This window comes from Pseudoxanthomonas sp. 97-1-1, assembly GCF_057773125.1.
The window spans coordinates 286,856-311,704 of record NZ_JBYMTJ010000004.1 but is presented as its reverse complement, the minus strand read 5'-3'; the positions used below and the strand labels follow the sequence as shown (position 1 = coordinate 311,704).

At 68.2% G+C, this 24,849-nt stretch carries 23 protein-coding genes and 1 riboswitch; of the genes, 10 read left to right on the top strand and 13 right to left on the bottom strand.

The features are described from left to right. Positions 1 to 196 precede the first annotated feature (196 nt). Together metE and AC3DET_RS16680 are read left to right on the top strand one after the other, a co-directional pair. Positions 197 to 2,488, top strand: coding sequence for a 5-methyltetrahydropteroyltriglutamate--homocysteine S-methyltransferase (gene metE / locus AC3DET_RS16685; RefSeq protein ID WP_488392338.1), 2,292 nt, complete (start codon positions 197 to 199; stop codon positions 2,486 to 2,488). Positions 2,489 to 2,656: 168 nt separating this feature from the next. Next, positions 2,657 to 3,190, top strand: a complete 534-nt coding sequence (locus AC3DET_RS16680) for a hypothetical protein (protein WP_488392337.1) — start codon at positions 2,657 to 2,659, stop codon at positions 3,188 to 3,190. A 12-nt stretch (positions 3,191 to 3,202) separates the two neighbouring features. Here AC3DET_RS16680 and AC3DET_RS16675 read toward each other — a convergent pair whose 3' ends face one another. From AC3DET_RS16675 to AC3DET_RS16645, 7 genes are all read right to left on the bottom strand, one after another. Continuing rightward, positions 3,203 to 3,619, bottom strand: a complete 417-nt coding sequence (locus AC3DET_RS16675; RefSeq protein ID WP_142122924.1) for an acyl-CoA thioesterase — start codon at positions 3,617 to 3,619, stop codon at positions 3,203 to 3,205. Between the two features lie 222 nt (positions 3,620 to 3,841). After that, the gene (locus AC3DET_RS16670; RefSeq protein WP_337732898.1) at positions 3,842 to 4,861 is read right to left on the bottom strand and encodes a ribonucleotide-diphosphate reductase subunit beta; all 1,020 of its coding nucleotides are present in this window, start codon (positions 4,859 to 4,861) and stop codon (positions 3,842 to 3,844) included. 273 nt (positions 4,862 to 5,134) lie between these two features. Continuing rightward, entirely contained in the window at positions 5,135 to 7,471 is a 2,337-nt protein-coding gene (locus tag AC3DET_RS16665) for a ribonucleoside-diphosphate reductase subunit alpha (protein WP_488392502.1), read from the bottom strand. 273 nt (positions 7,472 to 7,744) lie between these two features. Next, a riboswitch (cobalamin riboswitch) is annotated at positions 7,745 to 7,963 on the bottom strand. A gap of 294 nt (positions 7,964 to 8,257) precedes the next feature. After that, positions 8,258 to 9,622 (bottom strand): 2-oxoadipate dioxygenase/decarboxylase HglS, encoded by a 1,365-nt coding sequence (gene hglS, locus AC3DET_RS16660; protein WP_488392336.1) that lies wholly within the window; start codon positions 9,620 to 9,622, stop codon positions 8,258 to 8,260. A gap of 74 nt (positions 9,623 to 9,696) precedes the next feature. Next, entirely contained in the window at positions 9,697 to 10,557 is an 861-nt protein-coding gene (locus tag AC3DET_RS16655; protein WP_446538970.1) for a sterol desaturase family protein, read from the bottom strand. Between the two features lie 10 nt (positions 10,558 to 10,567). Further along, complete coding sequence (locus AC3DET_RS16650; RefSeq protein WP_488392335.1) at positions 10,568 to 10,867, bottom strand: EF-hand domain-containing protein; 300 nt, start codon at positions 10,865 to 10,867, stop codon at positions 10,568 to 10,570. 116 nt (positions 10,868 to 10,983) lie between these two features. Then, entirely contained in the window at positions 10,984 to 11,508 is a 525-nt protein-coding gene (locus AC3DET_RS16645; protein ID WP_488392334.1) for a hypothetical protein, read from the bottom strand. Between the two features lie 193 nt (positions 11,509 to 11,701). On the opposite strand from AC3DET_RS16645, the gene ompR reads away from it, so the two are divergent. Genes ompR through AC3DET_RS16630 form a run of 3 tightly spaced genes read left to right on the top strand, consistent with a single transcriptional unit; the run spans position 11,702 to position 14,615 of the window. Beyond that, on the top strand, positions 11,702 to 12,421 hold the full coding sequence (gene ompR, locus AC3DET_RS16640) for an osmolarity response regulator transcription factor OmpR (protein ID WP_488392333.1): 720 nt from the start codon (positions 11,702 to 11,704) through the stop codon (positions 12,419 to 12,421). Continuing rightward, positions 12,418 to 13,683 (top strand): ATP-binding protein, encoded by a 1,266-nt coding sequence (locus AC3DET_RS16635; RefSeq protein WP_488392332.1) that lies wholly within the window; start codon positions 12,418 to 12,420, stop codon positions 13,681 to 13,683. Before ompR ends, AC3DET_RS16635 begins: the two co-directional genes overlap by 4 nt. Positions 13,684 to 13,709: 26 nt before the next feature. Further along, positions 13,710 to 14,615, top strand: coding sequence for an alpha/beta hydrolase (locus tag AC3DET_RS16630; RefSeq protein WP_488392331.1), 906 nt, complete (start codon positions 13,710 to 13,712; stop codon positions 14,613 to 14,615). Between the two features lie 221 nt (positions 14,616 to 14,836). Here AC3DET_RS16630 and AC3DET_RS16625 read toward each other — a convergent pair whose 3' ends face one another. The 5 genes from AC3DET_RS16625 to AC3DET_RS16605 form a co-directional block, all read right to left on the bottom strand. Next, complete coding sequence (locus AC3DET_RS16625) at positions 14,837 to 15,508, bottom strand: hypothetical protein (RefSeq protein ID WP_488392330.1); 672 nt, start codon at positions 15,506 to 15,508, stop codon at positions 14,837 to 14,839. A gap of 62 nt (positions 15,509 to 15,570) precedes the next feature. Further along, positions 15,571 to 16,323 carry an SIR2 family NAD-dependent protein deacylase gene (locus AC3DET_RS16620; protein ID WP_488392329.1) on the bottom strand — a complete coding sequence of 251 codons (753 nt, stop codon included), beginning with the start codon at positions 16,321 to 16,323 and terminating at the stop codon, positions 15,571 to 15,573. Positions 16,324 to 16,327: 4 nt separating this feature from the next. Further along, entirely contained in the window at positions 16,328 to 17,479 is a 1,152-nt protein-coding gene (gene zapE / locus AC3DET_RS16615) for a cell division protein ZapE (RefSeq protein ID WP_488392328.1), read from the bottom strand. Then, positions 17,479 to 18,138 (bottom strand): alpha/beta hydrolase, encoded by a 660-nt coding sequence (locus AC3DET_RS16610; protein ID WP_488392327.1) that lies wholly within the window; start codon positions 18,136 to 18,138, stop codon positions 17,479 to 17,481. Before AC3DET_RS16610 ends, zapE begins: the two co-directional genes overlap by 1 nt. Before the next feature lie 64 nt (positions 18,139 to 18,202). After that, the gene (locus tag AC3DET_RS16605) at positions 18,203 to 18,745 is read right to left on the bottom strand and encodes a VOC family protein (RefSeq protein WP_488392326.1); all 543 of its coding nucleotides are present in this window, start codon (positions 18,743 to 18,745) and stop codon (positions 18,203 to 18,205) included. A 167-nt stretch (positions 18,746 to 18,912) separates the two neighbouring features. On the opposite strand from AC3DET_RS16605, the gene AC3DET_RS16600 reads away from it, so the two are divergent. Together AC3DET_RS16600 and AC3DET_RS16595 are read left to right on the top strand one after the other, a co-directional pair. After that, the gene (locus AC3DET_RS16600) at positions 18,913 to 19,827 is read left to right on the top strand and encodes an AEC family transporter (RefSeq protein WP_488392501.1); all 915 of its coding nucleotides are present in this window, start codon (positions 18,913 to 18,915) and stop codon (positions 19,825 to 19,827) included. A 76-nt stretch (positions 19,828 to 19,903) separates the two neighbouring features. Then, positions 19,904 to 20,374, top strand: coding sequence for an MgtC/SapB family protein (locus tag AC3DET_RS16595; RefSeq protein ID WP_488392325.1), 471 nt, complete (start codon positions 19,904 to 19,906; stop codon positions 20,372 to 20,374). A gap of 44 nt (positions 20,375 to 20,418) precedes the next feature. Here the strand turns inward: AC3DET_RS16595 and yczR are convergent, their stop codons facing one another. Further along, positions 20,419 to 21,870: a MocR-like transcription factor YczR gene (yczR, locus tag AC3DET_RS16590; protein WP_488392324.1), complete on the bottom strand. Its 1,452-nt coding sequence runs from the start codon at positions 21,868 to 21,870 to the stop codon at positions 20,419 to 20,421. Between the two features lie 60 nt (positions 21,871 to 21,930). On the opposite strand from yczR, the gene yczE reads away from it, so the two are divergent. The 3 genes from yczE (at position 21,931) to AC3DET_RS16575 (ending at position 23,971) form a co-directional block, all read left to right on the top strand. After that, entirely contained in the window at positions 21,931 to 22,614 is a 684-nt protein-coding gene (yczE, locus tag AC3DET_RS16585) for a membrane protein YczE (protein ID WP_337732910.1), read from the top strand. Next, positions 22,611 to 23,453, top strand: coding sequence for a PhzF family phenazine biosynthesis protein (locus AC3DET_RS16580; RefSeq protein ID WP_488392323.1), 843 nt, complete (start codon positions 22,611 to 22,613; stop codon positions 23,451 to 23,453). The genes yczE and AC3DET_RS16580 overlap by 4 nt, the downstream gene beginning before the upstream one ends. A 200-nt stretch (positions 23,454 to 23,653) precedes the next feature. Next, positions 23,654 to 23,971 (top strand): hypothetical protein, encoded by a 318-nt coding sequence (locus tag AC3DET_RS16575; protein WP_488392322.1) that lies wholly within the window; start codon positions 23,654 to 23,656, stop codon positions 23,969 to 23,971. The last annotated feature ends 878 nt before the right edge of the window (positions 23,972 to 24,849 follow it).

Below are 24,849 nucleotides of genomic sequence, written 5' to 3'. Positions count from 1 at the left end.
TCCTCCGACTGACCTGGAGCTTCCGAGGGGAGGTGGCCGGAGCCCGTGTCCGTGCGCGCCTGCCCGGATGCGTCCTCCTGCGCCCGACTTCGGCACTCCGGCTCGCCCGCGGGGGCGAAGGTCGCTGGCGTGGCGGGCCCTGGCCTGGCGCGCGGTTCCTTCGTTCCTCATCCGCTACCGCATGAGGACACGCACCATGACCACCGTTACCACCCTCGGCTTCCCGCGCATCGGCGTGAAGCGCGAACTGAAATCCGCCCTGGAAAGCTACTGGCGTGGCGAAAGCACCGCCGACGACCTCCAGCGCACCGCGCGCGACCTGCGCCATCGCCACTGGCAACTGCAGCGCGAGGCCGGCGCCGATGTCGTGCCGTGCAACGACTTCGCGCTGTACGACCACGTGCTGGACACCGCCTTCCTGTTCGATGCCATCCCGGATGCCTACCGCGCGCTGGCCGACGCCGATCCGCTGGCCGGCTATTTCGCACTCGCGCGCGGCGTGCAGGACGGCGGTGCCGACCTGCGCGCGCTGGAGATGACCAAATGGTTCGACACCAACTACCACTACCTGGTGCCGGAGCTGCACGCCGGCCAGACCTTCCGCCTGCGTGGCGACAAGCCGGTGGCGGAGTTCCTGGAAGCGCGCGCCGCCGGCCATGCCGCGCGGCCCGTGCTGCTGGGGCCGGTGAGTTTCCTGCTGTTGGCCAAGACGGTGGATGGCAGCGATCGTCTCGCGCTGCTGGAAGCATTGCTGCCGGTGTACGCGGCGCTGCTGGCCAGGCTGCACGACGCAGGGGCGGACTGGGTGCAGATCGACGAACCCTGCCTGGTGCTGGATCTGGATGATGCCGCGCGCGCCGCCTATGTGCAGGCCTATGCCACGCTGGCGAAAGGGGCGCGGCCGTCGCTGCTGCTGGCGACCTACTTCGGCCGCCTGGGCGACAACCTGCCGCTCGCGTGCGCGCTGCCGGTGGATGGCCTGCATGTCGACCTGGTGCGCGGCAAGGAGCAACTGGACGAGGTGTTGAAGCATCTGCCGAAAGGCCGCGTGCTGTCGGCGGGGCTGGTGGACGGCCGCAACATCTGGCGCACGAACCTGGACAACGCGTTGATCCTGGCGAAGTACGCGCAGGGCCATGTCGGCGACATCGCGTTGTGGTTGTCGCCGTCGTGTTCGCTGCTGCACGTGCCGGTCGACGTGGCCGGCGAGAAGGCGTTGCCTTCCGACCTCCGATCGTGGCTGGCCTTCGCGCGCCAGAAGATCGAAGAACTGCGCCTGTTGTCCGATGCCCTGCGCGATCCGCGCGCGGCGGAACCGGGCCTGGCCATCGCCCGCGACCGGATCGAATCGCGCCGGCATTCGGCGCGCGTGCATCGTCCCGCAGTGGCGGCGCGCCTGGCATCGACGGAGGTCGCCGACATCCATCGCGATTCGCCTTACCCGCAACGCCGTGCCGCGCAGGCGGCGCGCTTCGGATTGCCGGACTTCCCCACCACCACCATCGGCTCGTTCCCGCAGACGCACCAGGTGCGCGAAGCACGGGCCAGGCACAAGAGTGGCAGGCTGTCCGACGCGGACTACGACACCTTCCTGCGCGAGGAAACCGGGCGCTGCGTGCGCTTCCAGGAAGAGATCGGCATCGACGTGCTGGTGCATGGCGAGTTCGAGCGCAACGACATGGTGGAATACTTCGGCGAACAGCTGGAAGGCTTCGCCTTCACCCGCAACGGCTGGGTGCAGAGCTACGGCTCGCGCTGCGTGAAGCCGCCGGTGATCTACGGCGACGTACAGCGCCCGGCGCCGATGACGGTGCGCTGGTCGCAGTACGCGCAGTCGCTGACCGACCGGCCGATGAAGGGCATGCTGACCGGCCCGGTGACGGTGCTGCAGTGGTCCTTCGTCCGCGACGACCAGTCCCGCGCGCAGACCTGCCGGCAGATCGCGCTGGCGCTGCGCGACGAAGTGCTGGATCTGGAAGCGGCCGGCATCTGCGTCATCCAGATCGACGAGCCTGCACTGCGCGAAGGCCTGCCGCTGCGGGGCGCCGACTGGTCTTCATACCTCGACTGGGCGGTGGAGTGTTTCCGCATCACCGCCGCCGGCGTGGCCGACGACACCCAGGTGCACACGCACATGTGCTATTCCGAGTTCAACGACATCATGGACGCCGTTGCGGCGATGGACGCCGACGTGATCTCCATCGAAACCTCGCGCTCGCGCATGGAGCTGCTGGATGCCTTCGTGAAGTTCCGCTATCCCAACGACATCGGGCCGGGCGTGTACGACATCCATTCGCCGCGCATTCCCTTGGTCGGCGAGATGATCGGCTTGCTTGAGAAAGCGCGTGCGGTGCTGGCGTCGGAGCAGATCTGGGTCAATCCCGATTGCGGCCTGAAAACGCGGGGCTGGCCGGAGGTACGCACGGCTCTGGAGCGCATGGTCGAAGCGGCACGGGCCGTGCGCCAGGGGGAGGTTCGCGCGGCGTAGGGGAAGCGGATGCCCCGCGTGGCGCGGGGCATCGCGCAGGGGCGCGTTCGCGCGCATGGCCCAGCGTGAACACCGGCAGGCGCGCAACATCGGCTGCACACGGGTTTCACCCTTCGCCAACGCCGCCGGCATCACGGTGGGCTTACACCCCCACCGGGAGCCGTCGTCATGACCGGATCCGTGTTCTTCACCGAAGAGGTTTCCAACAGCAAGGTGGCGGCCATCTGTCCGAGCGTGGCGGTGGCGCGCCTGCAGGCGGCGCGCGTGCGTGAGGCGATGGGCCTGACGGCGAGCCAGGTCCAGGTCCTCACACCCGGCGATACGAAGCCGGGCCGCATGCTGGAGCCTGAAAGCCACGGCATCTATCGCACCATGCTCTGGTCGCACGCCAAGCTGGGTGCCATGGGTGCGCTTGCCGGCATACTTGCCTACGCCGTGCTGCGCATGCAGGCGGTGCCGATGATCACGCAATCGCCATGGCTGTCGCTGGCGGCGCTGGTGTTCTTCGGCGGCATCGCCGGCCTGATGGTTGGCGGGCTGGTCACCTTGCGACCCGATCACGATCCCTACGTGATGAAAGTGCTCGGTGCGCTGCGGGAGGGCGACTCCGCCGTGGTCGTGCACGCGCTGTCCGCAGAGCAGAAGCGCGAGGCCGAACGCATCCTGGCGCAGGCGGGCAACGAGACCACATCCACCCTCTGAACGTCGCGGCGGTCAGTCCTGCGCAATCGCGGGGGGCAACGGCGGTGCCGGCGTCGGCCGGCCCAATGGATCCAGCGCGATCATCACGAAGTGCCCGCGCGTGCACAGCTTGCGTTCGCCGGTCAGCAGGTTCTCGGTGATGACTTCCACGTCCACGTTCATCGAGCTGCGGCCGACCTTCACCACGCGCGCCACCACTTCCACCAGGTCGCCCTTGTGGATCGGCTGGTTGAAGTCCACCTGCTCCGAGCGTGCGGTGACCACGGTGCTGCGCGCATAGCGCGAGGCGACGATGAAGGCCGACATGTCCATCCACGCCAGCGCCTGGCCGCCGAACAGCGTGCCCAGGTGGTTGGTGTGGTCGGGGAAGACCATGTGCAGCAGGCGCGCCTCGAGGGGACGCACTTCGGCGTTGGCCAGCTCAGTCATGGTGGTGCTCCGGTTCGCGTGCTCCCGACCGCAGCATAGCGCGCCGGACGTTGTGCTGGTGTAGGAGCGACGTGAGTCGCGACCGCGGCAATGAATCCCTCTCCGGCCCTGCAGCGTCACGGATGACGGCGGCCGCTTGTTTGGATTGCCTTGAAGTGATCCGAGGCCAGGCCCCGTCATTCATGCGGTCGCGACTCACGTCGCTCCTGCAAGGGGCCTGCGCTAGAACGCGTGGTCGAAGCCCACCTCGCCCTGCACGCCCAACTGGTAGGCCGACACGCGGCGTTCGAAGAAGTTGGTCAGCTCCTGCACGTCCTGCAGTTCCATGAAGGGCAGCGGGTTGCGCACATTGTACTTCTTGTCCATGCCGAGCTTGGCGAAGTGCTGGTCGGCGCAATGCTGCAGGTACTGGCGCATGTCGCGGGTGGAGATGCCGGCCACGCCGCCGGACAGCACGTCCTCGGCGAACTGCACTTCGCACTCGATCGCCTCTTCAAGCATGTCGTACACCTGCTGCTGCATGACGTCGTCGAACAGGTCGGGTTCTTCCTCGCGCACGGTGCGCACGCACTCGAACGCGAACTCCATGTGGCAGCTCTCGTCGCGGAACACCCAGTTGGTGCCGGATGCCAGGCCCGGCAGCAGGCCGCGCGAGCGGAAGTAGTACACGTAGGCGAACGCGGCGAAGAAGAACAGGCCCTCGATGCACGCGGCGAAGCAGATCTGGTTGAGCAGGAACTGGCGGCGCTGGTCGCGTGTCTCGATGCGGCGCAGGTCCTGGATGCTGTCGATCCACTTGAAGCAGAAGTCGGCCTTCTTCTTGATCGCCGGAATGTTCTCCACTGCGGCGAACGCCTTGAAGCGCTCCGACGGGTCGGGCAGGTAGTTGTCCAGCAGGGTCAGATAGAACTGCACGTGCAGCGCTTCTTCGTAGAGCTGCCTTGACAGGTACATGCGCGCTTCCGGCGCGTTGAGGTGCTGGTACAGGTTCAGCACCAGGTTGTTCGACACGATCGAGTCGCCGGTGGCGAAGAAGGCGACCAGCCGGTGGATCAGGTGGCGGTCGGCCGGCGTCATCTTCGAATGCAGGTCGGTGATGTCGATCTGGAAGTTGATCTCCTCCACCGTCCACGTGTTCTTGATGGCGTCGCGGTACATGTCATAGAACTGCGGGTAGCGCATCGGGCGCAGCGTCAGTTCGAAACCGGGGTCTAGCAGCATCTGCTTGGGGTGTGCGGACATGGTGCGGTGTTCCTGTTCTGCTCCTTCCCCCGCGTGCGGGGGAAGGCTGGGATGGGGGCGAACGAAGCCGTTAGGCGTTCGTTTGCTGGAGCGGAAAGAGCAGCGAAGGTTTCGGCCGAGCCTGTGGTGGTTTGCCGTCGGAGTCGTCGGCTGGCCCCCACCCCAGCCCTCCCCCGCACGCGGGGGAAGGGGCGATTTGCGTGGGTCGGCGCTTCCATGCGCCCGGAACCTCCGTGTCCCGTAGTCCGTCGGGGATGCCGACGCGGGGATACGTTACTGGCAGGCCTCGCAGGCTTCCGGATTCTCCAGCGAGCAGGCGATGGCTTCGGTCGGGGTGTAGTCGCGCTTCGGCGCGGTCGTCGCCGCCGCGCTCACCGTGGTCTTGGCGATGCGGGTGGCCGGGCGCGAGCGCAGGTAGTAGGTGGTCTTGATGCCCTGCTTCCACGCGTACATGTACATGGACGACATTGCGCCGATGTTCGGGCTCTCCATGAACAGGTTGAGCGAGGCCGACTGGTCGATGAAGGCGCCGCGGCCGGCGGCCATGTCGATCAGCGAACGCATCGGGATTTCCCACGCCGTGCGGTAGATCTGCTGCAGCGTGTCCGGCACCTGCGCCAGGCCCTGCACCGAGCCTTCGGACAGCTTGATCGCATCGCGCGTCTCCGCCGTCCACAGGCCCAGCTTCTTCAACTCGTCCACCAGGTAGCGGTTGACCTGCAGGAAATCGCCCGACAGCGTCTCGCGCTTGAACAGGTTGGACACCTGCGGCTCCACGCATTCGTAGCAGCCGGCGATCGAGGCGATCGTCGCCGTCGGCGCGATGGCGATCAGCAGCGAGTTGCGCAGGCCGTGCTCCTTGATGCGCGCGCGCAACGCGTCCCAGCGCTCTGCGTTCTCGGGCACCACGTTCCATGCATCGAACTGCAGTTCGCCGTTGGCGGCGCGGGTGTCGGCGAACGAAGGATGGCGGCCGCGTTCCTGCGCCAGTTCCACCGAGGTTTCGAGTGCGTGGAAGTAGATGGTCTCGGCGATTTTCGCCGACAGCGCGCGCGCTTCGGCGCTGTCGAACGGCAGGCGCAGTTTGAAGAACACATCCTGCAGGCCCATGCAGCCCAGGCCCACCGGGCGCCAGCGCAGGTTACCGCGCCGCGCGGTTTCGATCGGATAGAAATTCAGGTCGATCACGCGGTCCAGCTGGCGCACGGCCAGGCGCACAGTCTCGGCCAGCTTGTCGAAATCGAAATACCCGTCTTCGTCGAAGTGGCGGGCGAGGTTGATCGAGCCCAGGTTGCATACCGCGGTTTCTTCGGCCGACGTGACCTCGAGGATCTCGGTGCACAGGTTGGACAGGTGGATCACGTTGCCGGCACGCAGGGTCTGGTTGCTGGCGGCGTTGCACTTGTCCTTGAACGTCATCCAGCCGTTGCCGGTCTCGGCCAGCGTACGCATCATGCGGCCGTAGAGCTTGCGGGCGGAGATGGTCTTCATCGCCTTGCCCTGCGTCTCGGCCTGCGTGTACGCCAGCTCGAATGCAGCGCCGTACAGGTCGGTCAACTCCGGCACCACGCGCGGATCGAACAGCGACCATTCCTGGTCGGCCTCCACCCGCTTCATGAAGAGGTCCGGCACCCAGTTGGCCAGGTTGAGGTTGTGCGTACGGCGGGCTTCGTCGCCGGTGTTGTCTCGCAGCTCGAGGAAGTCCTCGATGTCGGCATGCCAGGTTTCCAGGTACACGCAGGCCGCGCCCTTGCGCTTGCCGCCCTGGTTGACCGCGGCGACCGAGGAATCCAGCGTCTTCAGCCACGGCACGATGCCGTTGCTGTGGCCGTTGGTGGACTTGATCAGCGAGCCGCGCGAGCGCACGCGGGTGTAGCTCACGCCGATGCCGCCGCTGAACTTGCTCAGCTGCGCGATGTCGCCGTACTTGGCGTAGATGGACTCCAGCGTGTCCTGCGGCGAATCCAGCAGGAAGCACGAGGACAGCTGTTCGTGGGTGGTGCCGCTGTTGAACAGCGTCGGCGAGCTGGGCAGGTAGTCCAGGTTGCCCATGCGGCGGTACAGCGCCAGCGCTTCCGGCACGTCCTCGCTCAGCGCGCAGGCGATGCGCAGGAAGAACTGTTGCGGCGTCTCAATGACCTTGCGCGTGTGCGGATGGCGCAGCAGGTAGCGGTCGTACAGCGTGCGCAGGCCGAAGTAGTCGAAGTGCAGGTCGAGCGAGGCATCCAGCGCGTCGTTGAGTTTGCGCGCGTTGGTCTGCACGAAGTTCAGCAGGCGGTCGTTGATCAGGCCGACCTCGTGGCCGCGGGTGACCGATTGCGAGAACGCGTGGATCTCCTGGCCGGTGACTTCCTTCACGATGTAGCCGGCCAGCAGGCGCGCGGCCAGGCGGCTGTACTCGGGCTCCTCGCCGGTCAGCAGCGCGGCGGTGCGGATGGACAGTTCGTCCAGTTCGCGCGTGCTGGCGCCGTCGTACAGGCCGGAGATGGTGCGGGTGGCCACGCGCATCGGGTCGATGGCGTGCAGGCCTTCGCAGTTGCGCTGCACCGCGCGCACGATCTTGTTGAGGTCCACCGGCTCGCGGCCGCCATTGCGCTTGGTCACGCTCATCGCGGTGGCGGTGGGCGGCGGGGTCAGCGAAAACGCGTCCTTCTGGGACGGGGTGGTGCCGGCGTCGGCGACGGCGGTGTCGATCTGGGTCACGAGATTCCTCCATGCGTGGTGCACGCGGCGGCCCGTCCCTCGCGGGGCAGCGGAAGGCCGGATGGGGAATCACAGTGGGGAAGCGGCGTCGCAGGCGGCGAGACCACGCAGTCGGACTGCGGGTGCCCTGCTTCGCCAGCCATCTCCCCCCGGAGAATCCGCGGCCGGCACCGCGCGGTGTGCAACGCGCGGCTGTCGGCAGGTCTTCGGACTCATGGGCCTGGAAGGCGGTGCCTTCCTCCTAGTCCGCCGCTTCCCGAGGCGTGGGCCTCAGTGCTGTGTGGCGGGGTCGTTCCCAGTTACCGCTGCGGGGCAGTGCCGGAGTGGCGCGAGGCGTCACCGGCTTCCCTTTTCATCCGGAGACTAGCCATCTCCGGAACCGACGGCCACAAGATAGTGGGGGTGCATGGAGGCGTCAACACCAAATGTTGTGTGGAACAGCCGATGTCGACGCGATGCGGGTTTCACGAGTTGAATCCTTCTCCCCGCTGGCGGGGAGAAGGTGCCCGAAGAGCCTGCCCCGTACTGGATACGGGGGCGGATGAGGGGCAGGCGCGGTGATGATTCGTGCATGAAGCTCTTTGGCATCAAAAGCGCTGTCGCGATCCGACGCATTGGGTGTCCGGACTTCGTTCGCCCCTCACCCGCTTTCGGCACCCTCTCCCCGCTCACGCAGGGAGAGGGGAAGGAGCATCACGCCTTCAGCGCGGCGATCGACGCGTCTTGCGCCTGCTGGTACAGCGCGAACGGGTCGTGGATCGTCTTGCCCAGTGCTGCCTCGAACGCTTCCTGGTTGGCGTGCGCGTCATACGCGCGTTGTTCGCCGCCGCCCAGGTTGGACTGGAAGATGCCCGCCGCGCTGACCGGGAGGAAGTCTTCGTAGACGATGGGATCGACCACGGCGTGGCCCGCCTCGACCAGCGCGTCAGGCGTCATCGCTGCGCGCTCGCTGGCGGGCAGTGCTGCGCCGGCATCGGTCAGGCGGTAGCGGAAGTAGCCCAGGCCCTCACGGCGCAACGTGTCCTCGTCGTCCGGGAACGCGGCGAACGCGGCCGCCAGCCGCTGCGGATAGTCCGCCGAGGTATTGCCGGCACCGCCTGCCTGGCGCACCTGCGCCAGAAGTCGGTCGTAGAGTTCGCGTCCGGCCGGCGTCAGCGCCAGGCCGCGCTGTTCGATCTCGCCGAAGCGCGCGCTGTGGCTGCCGGGTACCAGCGTGCCGGTGGCATCGGGGAAGGCGACTTCCTCTTCCAGCGCCTTGAAGCTGGTCTGTCGCAGCAGGATCGGCACTGCGCGGCGGGGCGGGCCTTCGATCAGGGCCTTGGCCTGGATGCCACGGTCGAGCATCGCCGCCTGCGCGGCATCGATGTCCAGCGTGCGCGGGGTCAGGTGGTTGATGTGCGGGCCATGGAAGCTGACCACGTCGGCGACCAGCCGGTGCAGGCCGTGCAGGGCCTGGTAGGTCTGCAGCGAGACGGTGGCATCGCCGTGCCAGCGGAAGGTCTCGAGTACTTCGGCGACGAAGCGCTGCGCGTCGGCCTCACCCAGTCCGCCATCGCGTTCGGCCTGCGCCACCAGGGCACGCGCGCCCGCGGTGAAGATGTCGCGGCGGGCCAGAATGGCCTCGGCTTCCGTGCGCAACGCCGCGTCCGCGATCAGTTCCAGCCGCAGCAGCGAGGTGAAGATGCGGAACGGATTGGCGGCCAGCGCTTCTTCGGTCAGCGGGCGGAACGCGGTGGCGTGCACCGGCACGCCGGCCACGGTCAGGTCGTAGTAGCCCACCGGGTGCATGCCCATCAGCGCGAACACGCGGCCGAGCATCGCCAGTTCGGCCGGCGTGCCGACCCGGATCGCGCCATGGCGCTCCAGGTCCAGCCGTTCGGTTTCGCCCGTGCGCTGCAGGCGTGCGGTGAGCGCGGCATCGTTCTCCAGCGTCATGGTATTGATCTCGCCAACCAGCTCGATCAGGTCGCCGTACAGCGGCACCTCGGCGCGGTACATGTCGGACATGGCCTGCGCGAACAGGCCGCGGATGCGGTCGGGGGAAACGAAAGCGGTCATGGGGCTCGGCATGCGGGCGGCGTGGGGCCGCCGGGGGCGCGTATTGTCGCCGCCCGGGCGGGCGCGGGCCACTCTCAACGGCGCGGGCGGACCGCTTCCGCGCCGTCCGGGACATATCCGGGCGGCCCGAACAGCGTCATCACGACCTGCCGCAGGCCACGCGCCCGGCGCAGGTCGCGACCCAGCTTCACCCAGGCGTGGAAGACGATCTTCACCGGGTTGTAGCTGCGCACCGGCTCGACCAGCCCGTAGCGGAGCGGTACGCCGGGGATTTCCTCGCGGCAGGTGCCGAACAGGCGGTCGAACACGATCAGCACGCCGCCATAGTTGCAGTCCAGGTACTCCGGGTTGCTGGCGTGGTGCACGCGGTGATGCGCGGGCGTGTTGAAGACGAACTCGATGGGGCGCGCCAGCCGTGGCACCAATTCGGTATGCAGCCAGTACTGGTACAGCAGGTTCACCGCCAGCGCGCCGACCACGTACGGCACCGGAAAGCCCAGCCACACCAGCGGCCCGAAGAACACCGCGGCACCGGTCAGCTTGCCGGTCCAGCCCAGCCGGTACGCGGTCGACAGGGCGTACTGCTCGGAGGAGTGGTGCACCGAATGGTTCAGCCAGAACCAACGCACGCGGTGATCGGCGCGATGCATCCAGTAGTAGCAGAACTCCTGGCCGACGAAGAGCGCCACCCAGTGCCACCCGCGATCCATCGCGATCGTCGTCAGCCGGAATTCCCAGATCGCCAGCAGCAGCATGCCCACCACGCCACCCTGGATCAGCAGGCCCAGCAATGCGCGTCCCGCCGCATCGCCCAGCGATGCCCAGTAGCTCTTCCAGTCGTAGCCGCCGCGCCGCATCAGCCATGCGCCTTCCAGCGCGGCGATGCCGGCGAACACCAGCAGGGGTACACCCAACAGTGGGGGCAGCGAGGCCATCGTCGTGGCCTCAACGCGGGCGACGGCGTTCGGCCAGCTGCGCGGCCATCGCCCGCATTTCGTCAGGCGACAGCCTGCCGTCGCCATTGGCGTCCAACGTGTCGAAGTTCTTCGCCACGCGCGGCAGCCTGGCCTCGGCTTCCGCCTTGTCGATCAGGCCATCGCCATTGGCATCGGCGGCTTTCAACCGTTCCTGCAGCTTGGCTTTCTGTTCTTCGGTCAGCGTGCGCTGCTGCGCGCCGGCGGGAGCGGCCACCAGCACAAAGATGGACAGCGTGGTGGCGAGGGGGAGCAGGATGGAACGGGACATCGGGAATCTCCGGGTGAGGGAAGGAAAAGGTGCAGGCGCGGCGGTGCGGGAATGCATCCGTGCGACAGGGGGGAGTGCCATGCCGCCGCGCCTGCGGGAAAGCGGATGCAGGCCGATCAGTTGCCGCGCGGACAGGCGATGGCGTCACCGGCGGCATTGGTGCAGCTGCGTGTGTGCACCAGCGTGCCGTCCGACACCGTCGTGCTGCCGGTGTAGCTGTTGCCGTTGGCGCCGGTGGCCGTGGTGTTGCGCGCGCCGCTGACATGGCCGTCCGCGTCGCGGCTGATGCCGCCGCTGGTGCTGGCGGTGCCGCCGTTCGGACCGTTGGCATAGGCGCTGCCCTGGCGGCCGGCGCTGCCATCGGCATTGCGGTAGGCGCTGCGGTCGTAACCGGCGCTGCCGCCGTTGGCGCCGCTGATGCTGCCGCTGCGCGCGGCGCTCGCATTGCCCTGGCCATCGGCCTGCCAGCCGCGCTGGCGCTGGCTGTCGAAGCGCGCATTGCTGCGCTCGACGGCGACGCTGCCGCCCTGGGCGGTGCGCTGCACGACGCGGCTGCGCTCGCGTGCGTCGACATGGTCGGCGAACAGGGTGGTGGTGCACAGGGCGAAGGCGGTGGCGATCAGGAACGGGGTCTTGCTCATGGCGGAATCCTCGTCGGGTGTGGGATGGCCGCACAGGGGAAGCGGCGGCAGGACCACGGTAGGACGGGCAACGCCGGCAGGTGTGTCGCCGTTGACAGCAGATGTGTCTGCGGGCGGCGCGGGAAACATCTGCTTACAAACGGGCCGCCGGCGGGGTTTGCCGGCCGTCGCGGCGGCGGGCGATAGTGGCCCCATGGAAGACGCCCTGCCCCGTGTGCTGCTGGTCGACGACGACGTGCGCCTGCGCGAGCTGCTGCAGCGTTACCTCCAGTCGCAGGGCTTCGACGTGCGCGGCGCGGGCGATGGCGTGCAGATGCGGCAGGCGCTGGATCGCGGCCACTTCGATCTGATCGTGCTGGACCTGATGCTGCCCGGCGAGAACGGCCTGGAAATCTGCCGCCGCCTGCGCGGGCAGGGCGACGCCACGCCCATCGTCATGCTGACCGCGAAAGGCGACGAGATCGACCGCATCGTCGGCCTGGAAATCGGGGCCGACGATTACGTGCCCAAGCCGGTGAATCCGCGCGAGCTGCTGGCGCGCATCCGGTCGGTGCTGCGGCGCACGCGCCCGGCGCCCGGCGCGCCGCAGGCCGACGGGGGCGAGGTGGTGTTCGGACCTTTCACCCTCGACCTTGGGCGGCGCGAACTCACCCGCGACGGCGCCTTGCTGCGGCTGACCAGCGGCGAATTCGCCGTGCTGTCGGTGCTGCTGCGCCATCCGCGCCAGCCGCTCAGCCGCGACCGCCTGATGAGCCTGGCGCGCGGCCGCGAACACGATGCCTTCGAGCGCAGCATGGACGTCACCATCGCGCGCCTGCGCCGGCTGCTGGAAGACGATCCGCGCCAGCCGCGCCTGATCCAGACCGTATGGGGCGTGGGTTATGTGTTCGTGCCACCGGAGGCCGCACCGTGAGGTCGCCGCTGCCGCGCAGCGTGTTCGGCCAGCTCGCGCTGGTGATCGCGCTGGTGCTGGCCGGTGCCGGCGTGCTGGCGCTCCTGCTCGGGCGCGAACTCGCCACGCGGCCGGCCGCCGACCAGTTGTTGCGCGCGATGCAGGGCTTTGCCGAAGTGGTGGAAGCACTCGACCAGCACCAGTCGCATGCGCGCACCGTCGCGCAGCTGCGTGACGCCGGGCTGGAGGTGCGCAGCACGCCACCCGCCGACGCACGACCGCGCTTCGCCCCCTTGCTGCGCGAACTGCGCGAACAGGCCGCAGGCACGCTGGGCGCCGGGCGCGAACTGCGGATGAGTGCCGGGCGTGGATTGCGGGTGATCTGGCTGAAACCGGCCACGCGCGAACCGCTGTGGGTGTCGTTCGCCTATGACCGTCCGGCCACCGGCATGCGTCGCTTCTCCGTGTTCATGCTGGTCGGTTGCGTGGCGCTGGTATGGCTGGCCGCCGCGTACTTCGCGCGCCGGCTCGTGCAGCCGCTGCGCCAGCTCGCCGCGGCCGCGCCGGCCATCGTGCGTGGCGATGCGCCACCGCCGGTGCATGCGCGTGGCCCGCGCGAGGTGGCGGACCTGGCGCAGGCACTGGGCGACGCCAGCCGCGATGTCCGCGCGGCGGCGGAAGAACGCGCGCTGCTGCTTGCCGGCATCTCGCACGACCTGCGCACGCCGCTCACGCGCCTGCAGTTCGCACTGGAGATGGTCCCCGACACCGATCCCGGACTGACCCGCAGCATGCAGCGCGACATCATGGAGATGGACGCGATCCTGGGCCAGTTCATCGCCTTCGCCCGCGATGGCCGCGACGAAGGCAGCGAGAGCGTCGACCTGGCCGCGATCTGCCGCCATGCGGTCGCCGCCGCTTCGAAAGCCTGGCGGGTGGACCTGCCGGAACATGCGCTGCTCCCCGGCAAGCCGATGGCGCTGCTGCGCGCGGTGGAGAACCTGCTGGTCAACGCCGAGCGGCATGGCGCGTTGCCGTTGTCACTGCAGCTGTGGGCCGAAGGATCGGCATGGGTGGTCGAGGTCGCCGACGGCGGCTCCGGTCTCTCCGCCGACGCGGCCGAACGTGCACGCCAGCCGTTCGTCCACGACCAGGCGCAGGGCGGCAGCGGGCTGGGCCTGCCCATCGTCGACCGCGTGGCACGCCAGCACGGTGGCGAACTGCGGCTGCTGCCGAACACCCCCCACGGCCTGCGTGCCCAGCTGGCGCTGCGCGCGGGTTGAACCGGACGTCCCCACGAGGTGATGCGATGAAGACGCTGTTCCGTGCCGGCCTGCTGGCCTGCGCCCTGTTCACCGTGCTGCCGCTGGCGGCGCAGACCTTCCGTGAACGCCTGCAGGAGATGCGCGAGGCCTCGCGCCAGCCCGCGGCGCGTGCGCCCACGTTGCCGGCCGGCGCGCGCGCGATGCGCGATGTCGCCTACGGCGACGATCCGCGCCAGCGCTACGACGTTTACCTGCCTGCGCAACCGCAACGCGCGCCGGTGATCCTGTTCGTGCATGGCGGCGGATGGGCCAACGGCAACAAGGACAATCCGGGCGTGGTCGAGAACAAGGCCGCGTACTGGTTGCCGAAGGGCTACGTGCTGGTGTCGATCAACTACCGCATGCGCCCGGACACCGCGCCGATCGACCAGGCTCGCGACGTGGCGCGCGCGCTGGCCGATGTGCAGAAGCGCGCGCCGTCGTGGAACGCCGATCCGGCGAACGTGATGCTGATGGGCCACTCCGCGGGTGCGCACCTCGCCGCGCTGGTCGGCGCTTCCTCCACCCTGTGGCGCGAAGCCGGCGCCACCCGGCCGCGCGGCGTGGTCTCGCTCGACAGCGGTGCGCTCGACGTGCCGCTGACGATGAAGAAGCCTCCGCTGCCGCGCATCTACGACACGGCGTTCGGCCGGAATCCAGCCGACTGGATCGCCGCCTCGCCTTACCACCAGCTCACGCGCGACGCGGTGCCGATGCTGTTCGTCTGCTCATCACGGCGCCAGGACGCCTGCCCGCAGGGACGCGCGATGGCCGAGAAGGGCAAGGCGCTGGGCGTGGCGATGGAGGTGCTGCCGGAGGATCTCTCGCATGGCGAGGTGAACCGCCTGCTCGGCGCATCCTCCGTCTACACCGAGGTGGTGGATGCGTTCGTGCGGAAGCAGTTGCAGTAGTCCTGACCGAAGTCTCCCTCGCCCCGTGAAACGGGGAGAGGGTGCCGAAGGCGGGTGAGGGGTGAACGGAGTCGGGAGAGGAAAGTCCGCCAGAATCATTCCGCGTTCGACGATTCGGAGATATCGCTTGGTGAACGCATCCGCGCCCAAGAGAAGCGCCCCTCATCCGCCCTCCGGGCACCTTCTCCCCGCATGCGGGGAGAAGGGAGTTGAGCATTGCGTCAGCGGATGATCCGAACCGCAGCCAACGCCTCCTGTAGTCGCACGCGCGCCGTCGCTTCGTCGAAGGGTGGCGTTGCCGGCGGGTCGTAGACCTCTGGACGGGTGCCGGCGATCAGCAGGTCGATGGCGATGCAGCGCTCGTTGCGCACCGAGCGGTAGGCATCGACAGATTGGTAGTGGCTCATCGCGGCATCGCCGGCACGGAAGTGACGGAATGCCTGGCCGTCGATGCGCACTTCGTCCGGAGCTTCCGTCGACGCGCCTTCCGGCGGATCGAGACAGGTCACTACCGCATGACTGTCGATGCTGGTACCGACGCGCAGCTCGGCGGCAGTGATCTTGTCGGAGCCTTCCAGCACCAGCGCCACCAACGGTTCGCCACGCGCATCGGGCGTGGCGAACGTCTTCCATGCACCGTCGGACAGATAGTCGCGGCTGAAGTCGCGATGGAGCGTGAAGCCCGGGGTCGGCGCCAGGGCAATGCCGATCTCGTCGTGGGCGAACTGGAACTGCGGCGCTTCGCGCCCGGTCACCGGGGGCGCGGGATCGGCGATCTCGGCGGCGGTCTGCGTGGCCGCATCGACATCCTGCTCGTCGGGCGTGCGCTGGCAGCCGGGCAGCACCGCAACGGCGAGCGCGACGTAGAGCGACGCGTAGATGATCGGCTTCATGGCGGTCTCCTCGACGGATGCCCCGAGTCTGGCAAGCACCGCGTGAAGCCGGTGCGTGCGGATCAACCCAGCAGCTGCGGCAGCGCCCGTGCCGCGGTCGCGCGCAAGACATGGTCGACCTCGGCGGACAGCGCGGTGGGCTCCGGGTTGATCTCCACTAACGTGGCGCCGTGGCGGCGGGCCAGCGCAGGCAGGCCGGCAGCGGGATAGACGAGGCCCGACGTGCCCACGACCAGCATCAGTGTGCAGCGTATCGCCGCGTCGGTCGCTGCGTTCCATGCGTCGTCGGGCAGCGCCTCGCCGAACCACACCACGCCCGGGCGGATGCGATCACCGCAGGCGACGCAACGCATCGGCTCGACACGCTGCGCATCGTCCACGTACTCGTCGAGCGGGCCCTCGTGCGCGCGCCCGCAGGCGAAGCAGCGCAACGCGAACAGGCTGCCGTGCACATGCGCGTCGACCGTGCTGCCACCGCGCTCGTGCAGGTCGTCCACATTCTGGGTGACCAGCCAAAGCGGCACGCGGCGCGCCAGCTGCGCGAGCGCACGATGGCCGGCATTCGGCTGCGCCTCGCGGACCCGGTGCATCCGCCAGCGGTACCAGCCCCAGACCAGCGCAGGATCCTCGCGCCACGCCCCGGCCGTCGCCAACCGCATCGGATCGAACCGCGACCACAGGCTGTCGTGGGTCCCGCGGAAGGTGGGGATGCCGCTCTCGGCCGACATGCCGGCGCCGGTCAGCACGCAGACGTGGCCGCCGCTGTCGATCGTCCGATGCAGCACGTCGTCGATCGCGGCGGGCACGGCGCGCATGTGCTCAGGCCTTGTGCGGCGTGGCCAGGTATTCGGCGCTCTGCATCTCGATCAGGCGCGAAGCGGTGCGCTCGAACGCGCCCTGCAGGCGCGCGCCGGTGTACAACGCCGTCGGCGTTTCCGCCGCGGTGCAGACCAGGTTGACGTGGCGGTCGTAGAGCTCGTCGACCAGGTTGACGAAGCGGCGCGCGGCATCTTCATTCAACGCATCGAAGCGCGGGATGTCGCCGAGCAGCAGCGTGTTGAACTCGTGCGCGATCTCGATGTAGTCCGTCGTGCCGCGCGGACCTTCGCACAGCGCGCCGAAATCGAACCACGCGATGCTCTTGCCGCGCCCGCGCACCGGGATCTTGCGGCTGTCGATTTCGATGTTGCCGCCGTGCGCCGCGTCGCCGCCGCTCAGTTCGCGCCAGCGCATCGCCAGCCAGTCGTCGGCCGCGCCGTCCAGCGGCGTGCGGTATACCGGCGAACGTGTCAGCGCGCGCAGGCGGTAGTCTTCCTGTCCGTCCGAGCGCAGCACCACGCAGTGCTGCTGCAGCAGGTCGATGGCGGGCAGGAACCCGGCACGCTGCAGCCCGTCCCGGTACAGGTTCTCCGGCGCGGTGTTGGACGTGGTCACCAGCGAGATGCCCTCGGCGAACATGCGCTCCAGCAATCGCGCCAACAGCATCGCGTCGCCGATGTCGGTGACGAAGAACTCGTCCAGCACCAGCACGCGCAGCTTGCCGCGCACCTCGCGCACGATCTTCGCCAGCGGGTCGCTTTCACCCGCGTGCAGGCGCAGGCGTTCGTGCACGCCGCGCATGAAGCGGTGGAAGTGGGTGCGGTACTTGCCCCCGCCTTCGCCATGCGCCTTGTTCTGCGAGACCGAATAGGTGGGCAGCGGCAGGTTGTCGTAGAACAGGTCCACCAGGAAGGTCTTGCCGCGACCGACCTCGCCCCAGTAGTACAGCCCCTTGACGGTTTCCGGTGGCTTGCCGAACAACCTGCCCAACAGGCCGGGCGACGCCGGCTCCGCCAGCAACGCTGCATGGATGCGGTCGAGCTCGGCCAGCGCGGGATGTTGCGCCGGGTCGTCCTGCCATTGGCCTTCCGAAGCGCCGCGCGCGTAGACCTGCGACGGCGTGGATGCCGCCCCCCGTGCGTCGTCCCCCATCACGCCGGCACGTAGGCTTTCATGGCGTGCTTGATGGCGCCGCGCAGGTCCATCAGCTTGCGGTGGAAGAAGTGGCTGGTTTCCGGCATGCGGATCAGTTCCGGCGGCTGCTTCAGCGAATCGATCCAGTCGTACACCGCCTGCGGTTCGACGATCTCGTCCTCCTCGCCCTGGATCACCAGCCACGGGCAGGCCGGCGGCGTGATCGCCTTGAAATCCCAGCGCCCGGCGGGCGGTGCGATCGACACCAGCGCATCGGGCTGCAGTCCTTCGGTGGCGCGCAGCGATACATAGGCGCCGAAACTGAAACCGGCCAGCCACAGCTGCGTGCCGGGCCGCTGTTCGCGTATCCACTGCACCACGGCGCGCAGGTCGTCGACCTCACCATCGCCCTGGTCGAACAATCCGGCGGACGCCCCGGTGCCGCGGAAGTTGAAGCGCACCGTCACCGCGCCGAGTTCGCGCAGGCTGCGTGCTGCCATCACCACGACCTTGTTGTGCATCGTGCCGCCCTCGGTGGGCAGCGGATGGCAGATCACGGCGGTGACCGGCTTCACCGGTTCGCCGTCCTCGGGCCAGTCGACGTGGGCTTCCAGGGGGCCCTCGGGGCCTGCCAGCGTGATCGGGCCGGACGCGGTGGGGAATGCAGGGGCGTTCATGCCGCCATGATAAGCCCAGAGCCATGCAGGGCCGCGGCCGGTGCGCCGGCACGGCGCGACGGGATCAGCCGGGCGCGGTGCGCGGATCGCGCAGGCGGGCCATGGCGTCCATCAGGGTGGCGTGGATCTCGTCCAGATCCGGATTCGAATACGCCCACCCGTCGCCGTGCGCATCCTCCAGGGAACCCACTCCGTCGTCCCACGAGGCGACCGCGAGGGGATCGTGCTGCTGGATCCACCACAGGTTGCCGGAAGGATCCTGGAAGCGCGCCAGCGTGTCGCCGAAGAACGGCGTGGGTCGCGTCACCACGTGCGCGCCGCATTGCACGGCGTGCACCAGGGTCGCGGCCGCATCCGCCACGTAGACACGCGTCAGCGCCGGCGTGAACGGCCAGCCCGGCTTGCGGTCGGCGAGGGTCAGCAGCGAGTCGCCGATGCGCAGTTCGGCGTGCAGGACCAGGCCGTCGGCATCGAGTGTGCGCGCTTCGGGGACCTCTTCCGCGCCGAAGACCTCGACAAGAAACGCGATCAGGTCGCTGGCGCGATCGGTGATCAGGAACGGGTTGACCGTGTTGGAGCCGGCGGGAACCGGGATCGTGCGTGCCATGGGCGTGCTTCCATCCGGGAGGGAAGCGTGATGGTTGCCCGCATCGCGGTCAGACGCGGCCCGCGGCGATGCGGCGCCTCCGGAATGCACGGGTATCGACGAAAGGCGCAGGCGCACCCGTAAGCGCCTGTGCGATCCTGCCATCCCCACGCAATGCTCCGATGTCCATGGCATTCGATGCCTTCGCCCTGATCCTCACCATGCTGGCGCTCGGCATGGTGTTCGCGCGCCTGCGCGTGTTCCCCGACAACGCGGCGGACGTGCTCAACCGCGTGGTGTTGTACGTCAGTCTGCCCGCCGCCGTGCTGACGTACGTGCCACGCCTGCACGTGGACGCTTCGCTGCTCGGCGTGATCGCCACGCCGTGGGTGCTGACCGTCGCCACCGTGGCGCTGGTCACGCTCGCCACGCGTATTTTCAGGTTCCGCCGCGACGAGCATGCCGTGCTGCTGCTGTGCGTGGCGCTGTGCAACAGCAGTTTCATCGGTTATCCGATGGTGCGTGCGCTGCTGGGCGAGCACGCGCTGCCCTACGCGGTGGTCTACGACCAGTTCGGCACCTTCGTCCTTCTGTCCACCTTCGGCCTGTACGTGCTGGCGCGCTACGGCGGCGATGCGCCCCCGACCGCGCGCGAGATCGGCCTGCGCATCGTGAAGTTCCCCCCGGTATGGGCGCTGCTGTTCGGGCTGACGCTGATGCCGGAGCAGCCGCCGGCCTGGATCGCGTCCGCATTGCAGAAGCTCGCCGACGCGCTGCTGCCGCTGGTGATGCTGGCGGTGGGCCTGACCATCCAGCTGAAGCTGCCGCGCGACGAGGTGAAGCCGCTCGCGGTCGGCCTGCTGCTGCGGCTCATCGTCATGCCGGCCCTCGCGCTGCCGTTGTCGCTCGCCTTCGGCATGACCGGCGAGATGCTGCAGGCCAACGTGCTGGAATCGGCCATGCCCACCATGATCACGGCGGCAGCGCTCGCGATTTCGCACCAGCTCGCCCCGCGCCTGGCCGCCGCGCTGGTGGGCTACGGCATCCTGCTGTCGCTGGCGACGCTGCCGATGTGGGCGTGGGTGGTGGGGCGGTTGGCCTGAGCAGGCAGACACCGGCATCCGCCTTCGCACCGCGTTGACCCGGCCGATGGAAGCATCGGCGCAGGAGGATCACGCCATGTTCGATGGATGGGAAGCGCAGGCGGCGGTGGTCGCGCGCATCGCGTTCGCCATGCTGCTGGGAGGTGTCATCGGCCTGGAGCGCGAGATGAAGGATCGGCCGGCCGGCTTCCGCACCCACACGCTGGTGGCCGGTGCGGCGGCCATGCTCACCGGCATGGGCGACATGATGCTGGCGCAGGCGCAGCACGACCATGACGGTCGCGTGCAGATCGATCCCTTCCGGCTGGTGGAAGCGGTGATCGCCGGTGTCGCCTTCATCGGTGCCGGCACCATGATCGCGCACCGCGGCCGCGTGGTCGCCGGCGTCACCACGGCCGCCTCGCTGCTGATGGTGGCGGTGATCGGCGTGGCAGTCGGCTTCGGTCACGGCTGGCTGGCCCTGCTGGCCACGCTGCTGACGTTCGGCGTGTTGTCGCTGCTCGCGTGGCTGGAGCGTCGCGTGACACGGCGCGATGACGCGGGCTAGCGGTCAGGTATCGCGAAGCCCGCCGGACAGCGCGATGGCGATCATCACGCGATCAGTCGCCGCGTGGTGTTGCGACGGTGCCCGGTATCGCGGGCGCTTTCCGACCACGTCTCGGCCATGATCCGGACCGCCTGCACCAGCTGCGCTTCCGGCTTGGCGTACGGAATCCGCAACCAGGTGTCGGCGCCACCTTCCACGCTGAAGACGGGGCCCGGCGCCAGATAGACGCCCTTGCGCTCCACATCGGCGGCCAGCTGCGTGGCGCTGCCGTGCGGCATCCTCACCCATAGCGTCAGGCCGCCATCGGGCAGGCGGAAACACCACGCGGGCAGGTGCTCATGCAGTGCCTGCGCCAGCGCGTCGCGCCGTTGCCGCAACTGCGTGCGCCGGGTGGCGAGTGCGCCGTCCGCCTCCAGCATTTCCGCGACCACCAACTGGTCGAACAGGGAACTGCCCAGGTCCATCTGCACGCGCGCGGCGATGATGCGGTCGACCGCCGGCCGTGGTGCGCGGATCCAGCCCACGCGCAGGCCACCCCAGCACAGCTTCGATGCACTGCCGATGGTGAAGGCATCCGTCGCGTGCGCGGCGAAGGGCGCGGGCATGGGATCGTCCGACAGGCAGGTCGATTGCAGCGTCTCGTCGATGATCGCGGTCGTCCGTGTCGCCTGCAGCGCGGCGGCGTAGCGGGCGCGCTGGCCGTCGCGCATCAGGAAGCCGGTGGGGTTCTGGAAATCCGGAATCAGGTAGGCCGCGCGTGGCGATGTCTGCCTGAGCGTGGCCTCGATGGCCGCCAGGTCCCAGCCTTCGTCGCCGAGCGGATCGGCCATCGGTGCGCTCACCAGGCGACCACCGCCCAGACGCAGCGCTTCGATCGCGTTCGAGTACACCGGCGACTCGATCATGATGCGGTCGCCGGGTCGCGACAGTGCGCGCGCGATGATGGCGATGGCCGACAGCGCCCCCGAGGTGATCACGATCTGCTCAGGCGCGGTGGGCAGTCCCCGCCGCACGTACGATGCCGCGATGAGCGCGCGCAGCGCCGGCAGGCCCGAGGGCAGGTAGCCGTCGCTGGCCAGGTAGGCCGGCAGTGCGGCCATGGCGCGCTCGTAGGCCGCGGCGACGCCGGGCGTGGCCGCACCGGCGGCGCAGTTGAGATCGATCACGCCTTCCGTCGACGCCGCGGTGCCGAGGGCGTGCAGGGCATGGTCGTGCGCGCGCCGGCGGTCGAGCGGTACGGCCGCATACGTGCCGGCCCCTTGGCGGGCGGTGGCGAACCCGGCCGCGACCAGGTCCGCGTAGGCCCGGGTGACGGTGTTGCGGGACACCCCCAGCACCTGGGTGACGGCGCGCTCGCTGGGCAGGCGGGTACCGAGCGGGATGCGGCCATCGCCGATCAGCTCCTCCAGCGCCTTGCGCAGGCCCCGGTAGGCCGGGGTGCGCGGGAAATCACCCACGAGGGTGGCGAGGTGGTCGGGTGCCAGGGATCTGTCCATGGAGCCACTATCGCAGAATTGGCTCTATCAGAAAGAGCCAATTAGAACGATGGTGGCCCCATGAAACCGCTCACCTCTCCCGTCGGACTCGCCAATCTCGGACCGCTCGCGCAACTGAAGGCCGGCCGCCTGCCCGAACGCCTGCTGCGGCTGGGCGTGGGCCTGTGGCTGTACGGCCTGGCCATCGCGCTGATGATCGAAGGGGCCGTCGGTGCCTCGCCCTGGGATGTCTTCCACCTGGGTGTATCGCAGCACGTGCCGCTGTCCTTCGGCATGGTCATGGTGGTCACCGCCGTCGCCGTGTTGCTGGCCTGGATTCCCCTGCGCCAGATGCCCGGCCTGGGGACGGTGGCCAACACGCTGCTGCTGGGTCCGTTCGCGGACCTCAACCTCGCCCTGCTCGGTACGCCGGAGGGCCTGCCCCTGCGCTGCGCCTACCTGCTGGCCGGCGTGGTGGCCTGCGCCCTCGCCACCGCGATGTACATCGGTGCGCAGCTGGGACCGGGTCCGCGCGACGGATTGATGACGGGACTCGCGCGCCGTACCGGCTGGTCGATCCGCAGCATCCGCACGCTGATCGAAGTCACCGTGTTGATCATCGGCGTGCTGCTCGGCGGCATCGTCGGGGTCGGCACCGTGCTGTTCGCGTTCGGCGTGGGCCCGCTGACCCAGTACTTCCTGCGCTATCTGGTGGTGCCGCTGGATGCGCCGAAGGCGGTCGCGCTCGGCGAGCAAACACCATGACCTCCGCCGTGCTGCGCTACAGCGCTTTCACCACCGATCCTCAGGGCGGCAATCCCGCCGGCGTGGTGCTGGACGCGCGTGGCCTCGACGGCGACGCGATGCAGCGCATCGCCACCGAGGTGGGCTATTCGGAAACCGCGTTCCTTCTGCCGCGCGCGGATGGGGATCTCGATGTGCGCTACTTCAGTCCGCTGGCCGAAGTGAGCTTCTGCGGCCACGCCACCATCGCGGCGATGGTCGCGCATGCACGCGAACACGGTCCTGGCGATGCTGTGCTGCACACGCAGGCCGGACCCGTGCGGGTGACGGTCGATGCCGGTTTCGTCGCCACGCTGACCAGCGTCGCGCCCCGCGTCGACACGCTGCACGCAGCCGACCTGGACGCGCTGCTCGCAGCGCTCGGCTGGCGCCACGACGAACTCGATCCCGCGCTGCCGCCCGGGCTGGCGTATGCGGGCGCATGGCATCCGGTGATCGCCGCCGCATCGCGCGCGCGCCTGGCCGACCTGCATTACGACTTCGATGCCCTCGCCGCGTTGATGGCCGCGCGCGGCTGGACCACGATCAATCTGGTGTGGCGCGAGAACGCGCACACGCTGCACGCGCGCAATCCCTTCCCGCCGGGTGGCGTGGTGGAAGATCCGGCCACGGGAGCGGCGGCCGCCGCGCTGGGTGCGTATCTGGCGTCACAGGACCGGTTGCCCGACGACCGCAGCTTCACCATCCACCAGGGGCATGATCTCGGGCGGCCGAGTGTGTTGCGGGTGGAGGTGCCGGCGGATGTGGGCGGGGGAGTGCGCGTGAGCGGGACGGCGGTGGAGATTGCGGTGAGGGATTGAGTCGATCGTCGCCCCGGGTTGGGGGTGATGATCCCCGGCGAAGCATGCCTGTGGCGCTTGGGCCCCTACTTCCCGGCATGCGCTCAACACCTATGTGCAGCAATGCATCATCTGCCTTGACGCGTAGTGGGAAGGACGTGAACATCCGCGTTACCACCCCGGGGATGGGGTCTACTAGGTGTTAGGCCGCAGGGGGAAGCATGCGAGACATTGATGCAATCATTGACAAGCTTCGTCTCGCTTACCCAGATATTTCTGCAGAGCAGTTAGCCGTTCTGCACCTTGGCGCTGACGATGATGGCCTGTGGGTCTTTCGTCACCCTGCAAGTGAGCTGGAGTTCCAGCTAGAGTCCAGTACCGGCGCTTGTCCGTTCCTTGCTGAGAGTTCTGCATCAGCTGAACGACTTACGGCGAACACTATTGAGCAAGCTGTTGCATTGGTGGTCGCCGGCCTCGGCCTCACGGGCCAGCGGCCTAACAATTCATTCAAGCCGAACCCGCTTCGCGGGTCGGCTTAATTCCGGTGTTAGGCCTTGCTAATGGGCATTCTCTCAGTCGCAACTGTCGCAACAATCAGCGCATCGATGGCCGCAATTCTAAGTTGGCGGTCGTTGCGCACGGGCACCACCGTTAGAGAATTATCTATTTGGGGTCTCGCGTGCGTGGTCATTGCCGCAGGGATACTTGTCTATCTCATTCTGCTCACCTCAATGCTCGGTGGCGACACAATTGCCCTTCTGACCCCAAGCATCTTTGGCACGCGTCCCGAGCGGAGCCCGCTAACCTTTTACGCAATAGGCTCTGCAGGGATTGGCATATTGGTGACGTCTTGGATTGCAAGATTCACATCACGAGGCAAGGCCTAACAATTCATTCAAGCCGAACCCGCAGCATGGCGGCGCCTAGTTGCACGCCTTCGGCTATATTCGCACCCAGTCGCCGCCCTGCTGCGGGTCGGCTTTATTCAGGCGTTAGGTGCCACATGATGTTTGTTCGCACCCGAAAGATACTGACTGCCGTTGTGTTGGCAGCTAGCCCTTCTATCGCACAGGCGTCAGACCCTACTCCGCTTTTCGTGGCCTTCGTCGGGGTACCAGCAGTTACGCTCTCTATTGCAGCCCTTGCCTTGCCCTACCTCACGCCAAGATTTGCCCTTGTGCCAAGCCTCGTATTGCTAGTGGCGAATATTCCATTAATGATCTGGGCACATCATGTTGGGTACATGGCTGACGCAGGTCACTGGCTCTATATTTCATGCGGCTTGGCAGCCTGCGCACTCGTGCTCTCACTCGTAAAGCGCAAAGCTGCTCATGTCGGTGAGCAGCGTGGCACCTAACAATTCATTCAAGCCGACCCCGCTTCGTGGCTCGGCTCATCGGAAGACATAAGGCGTCAG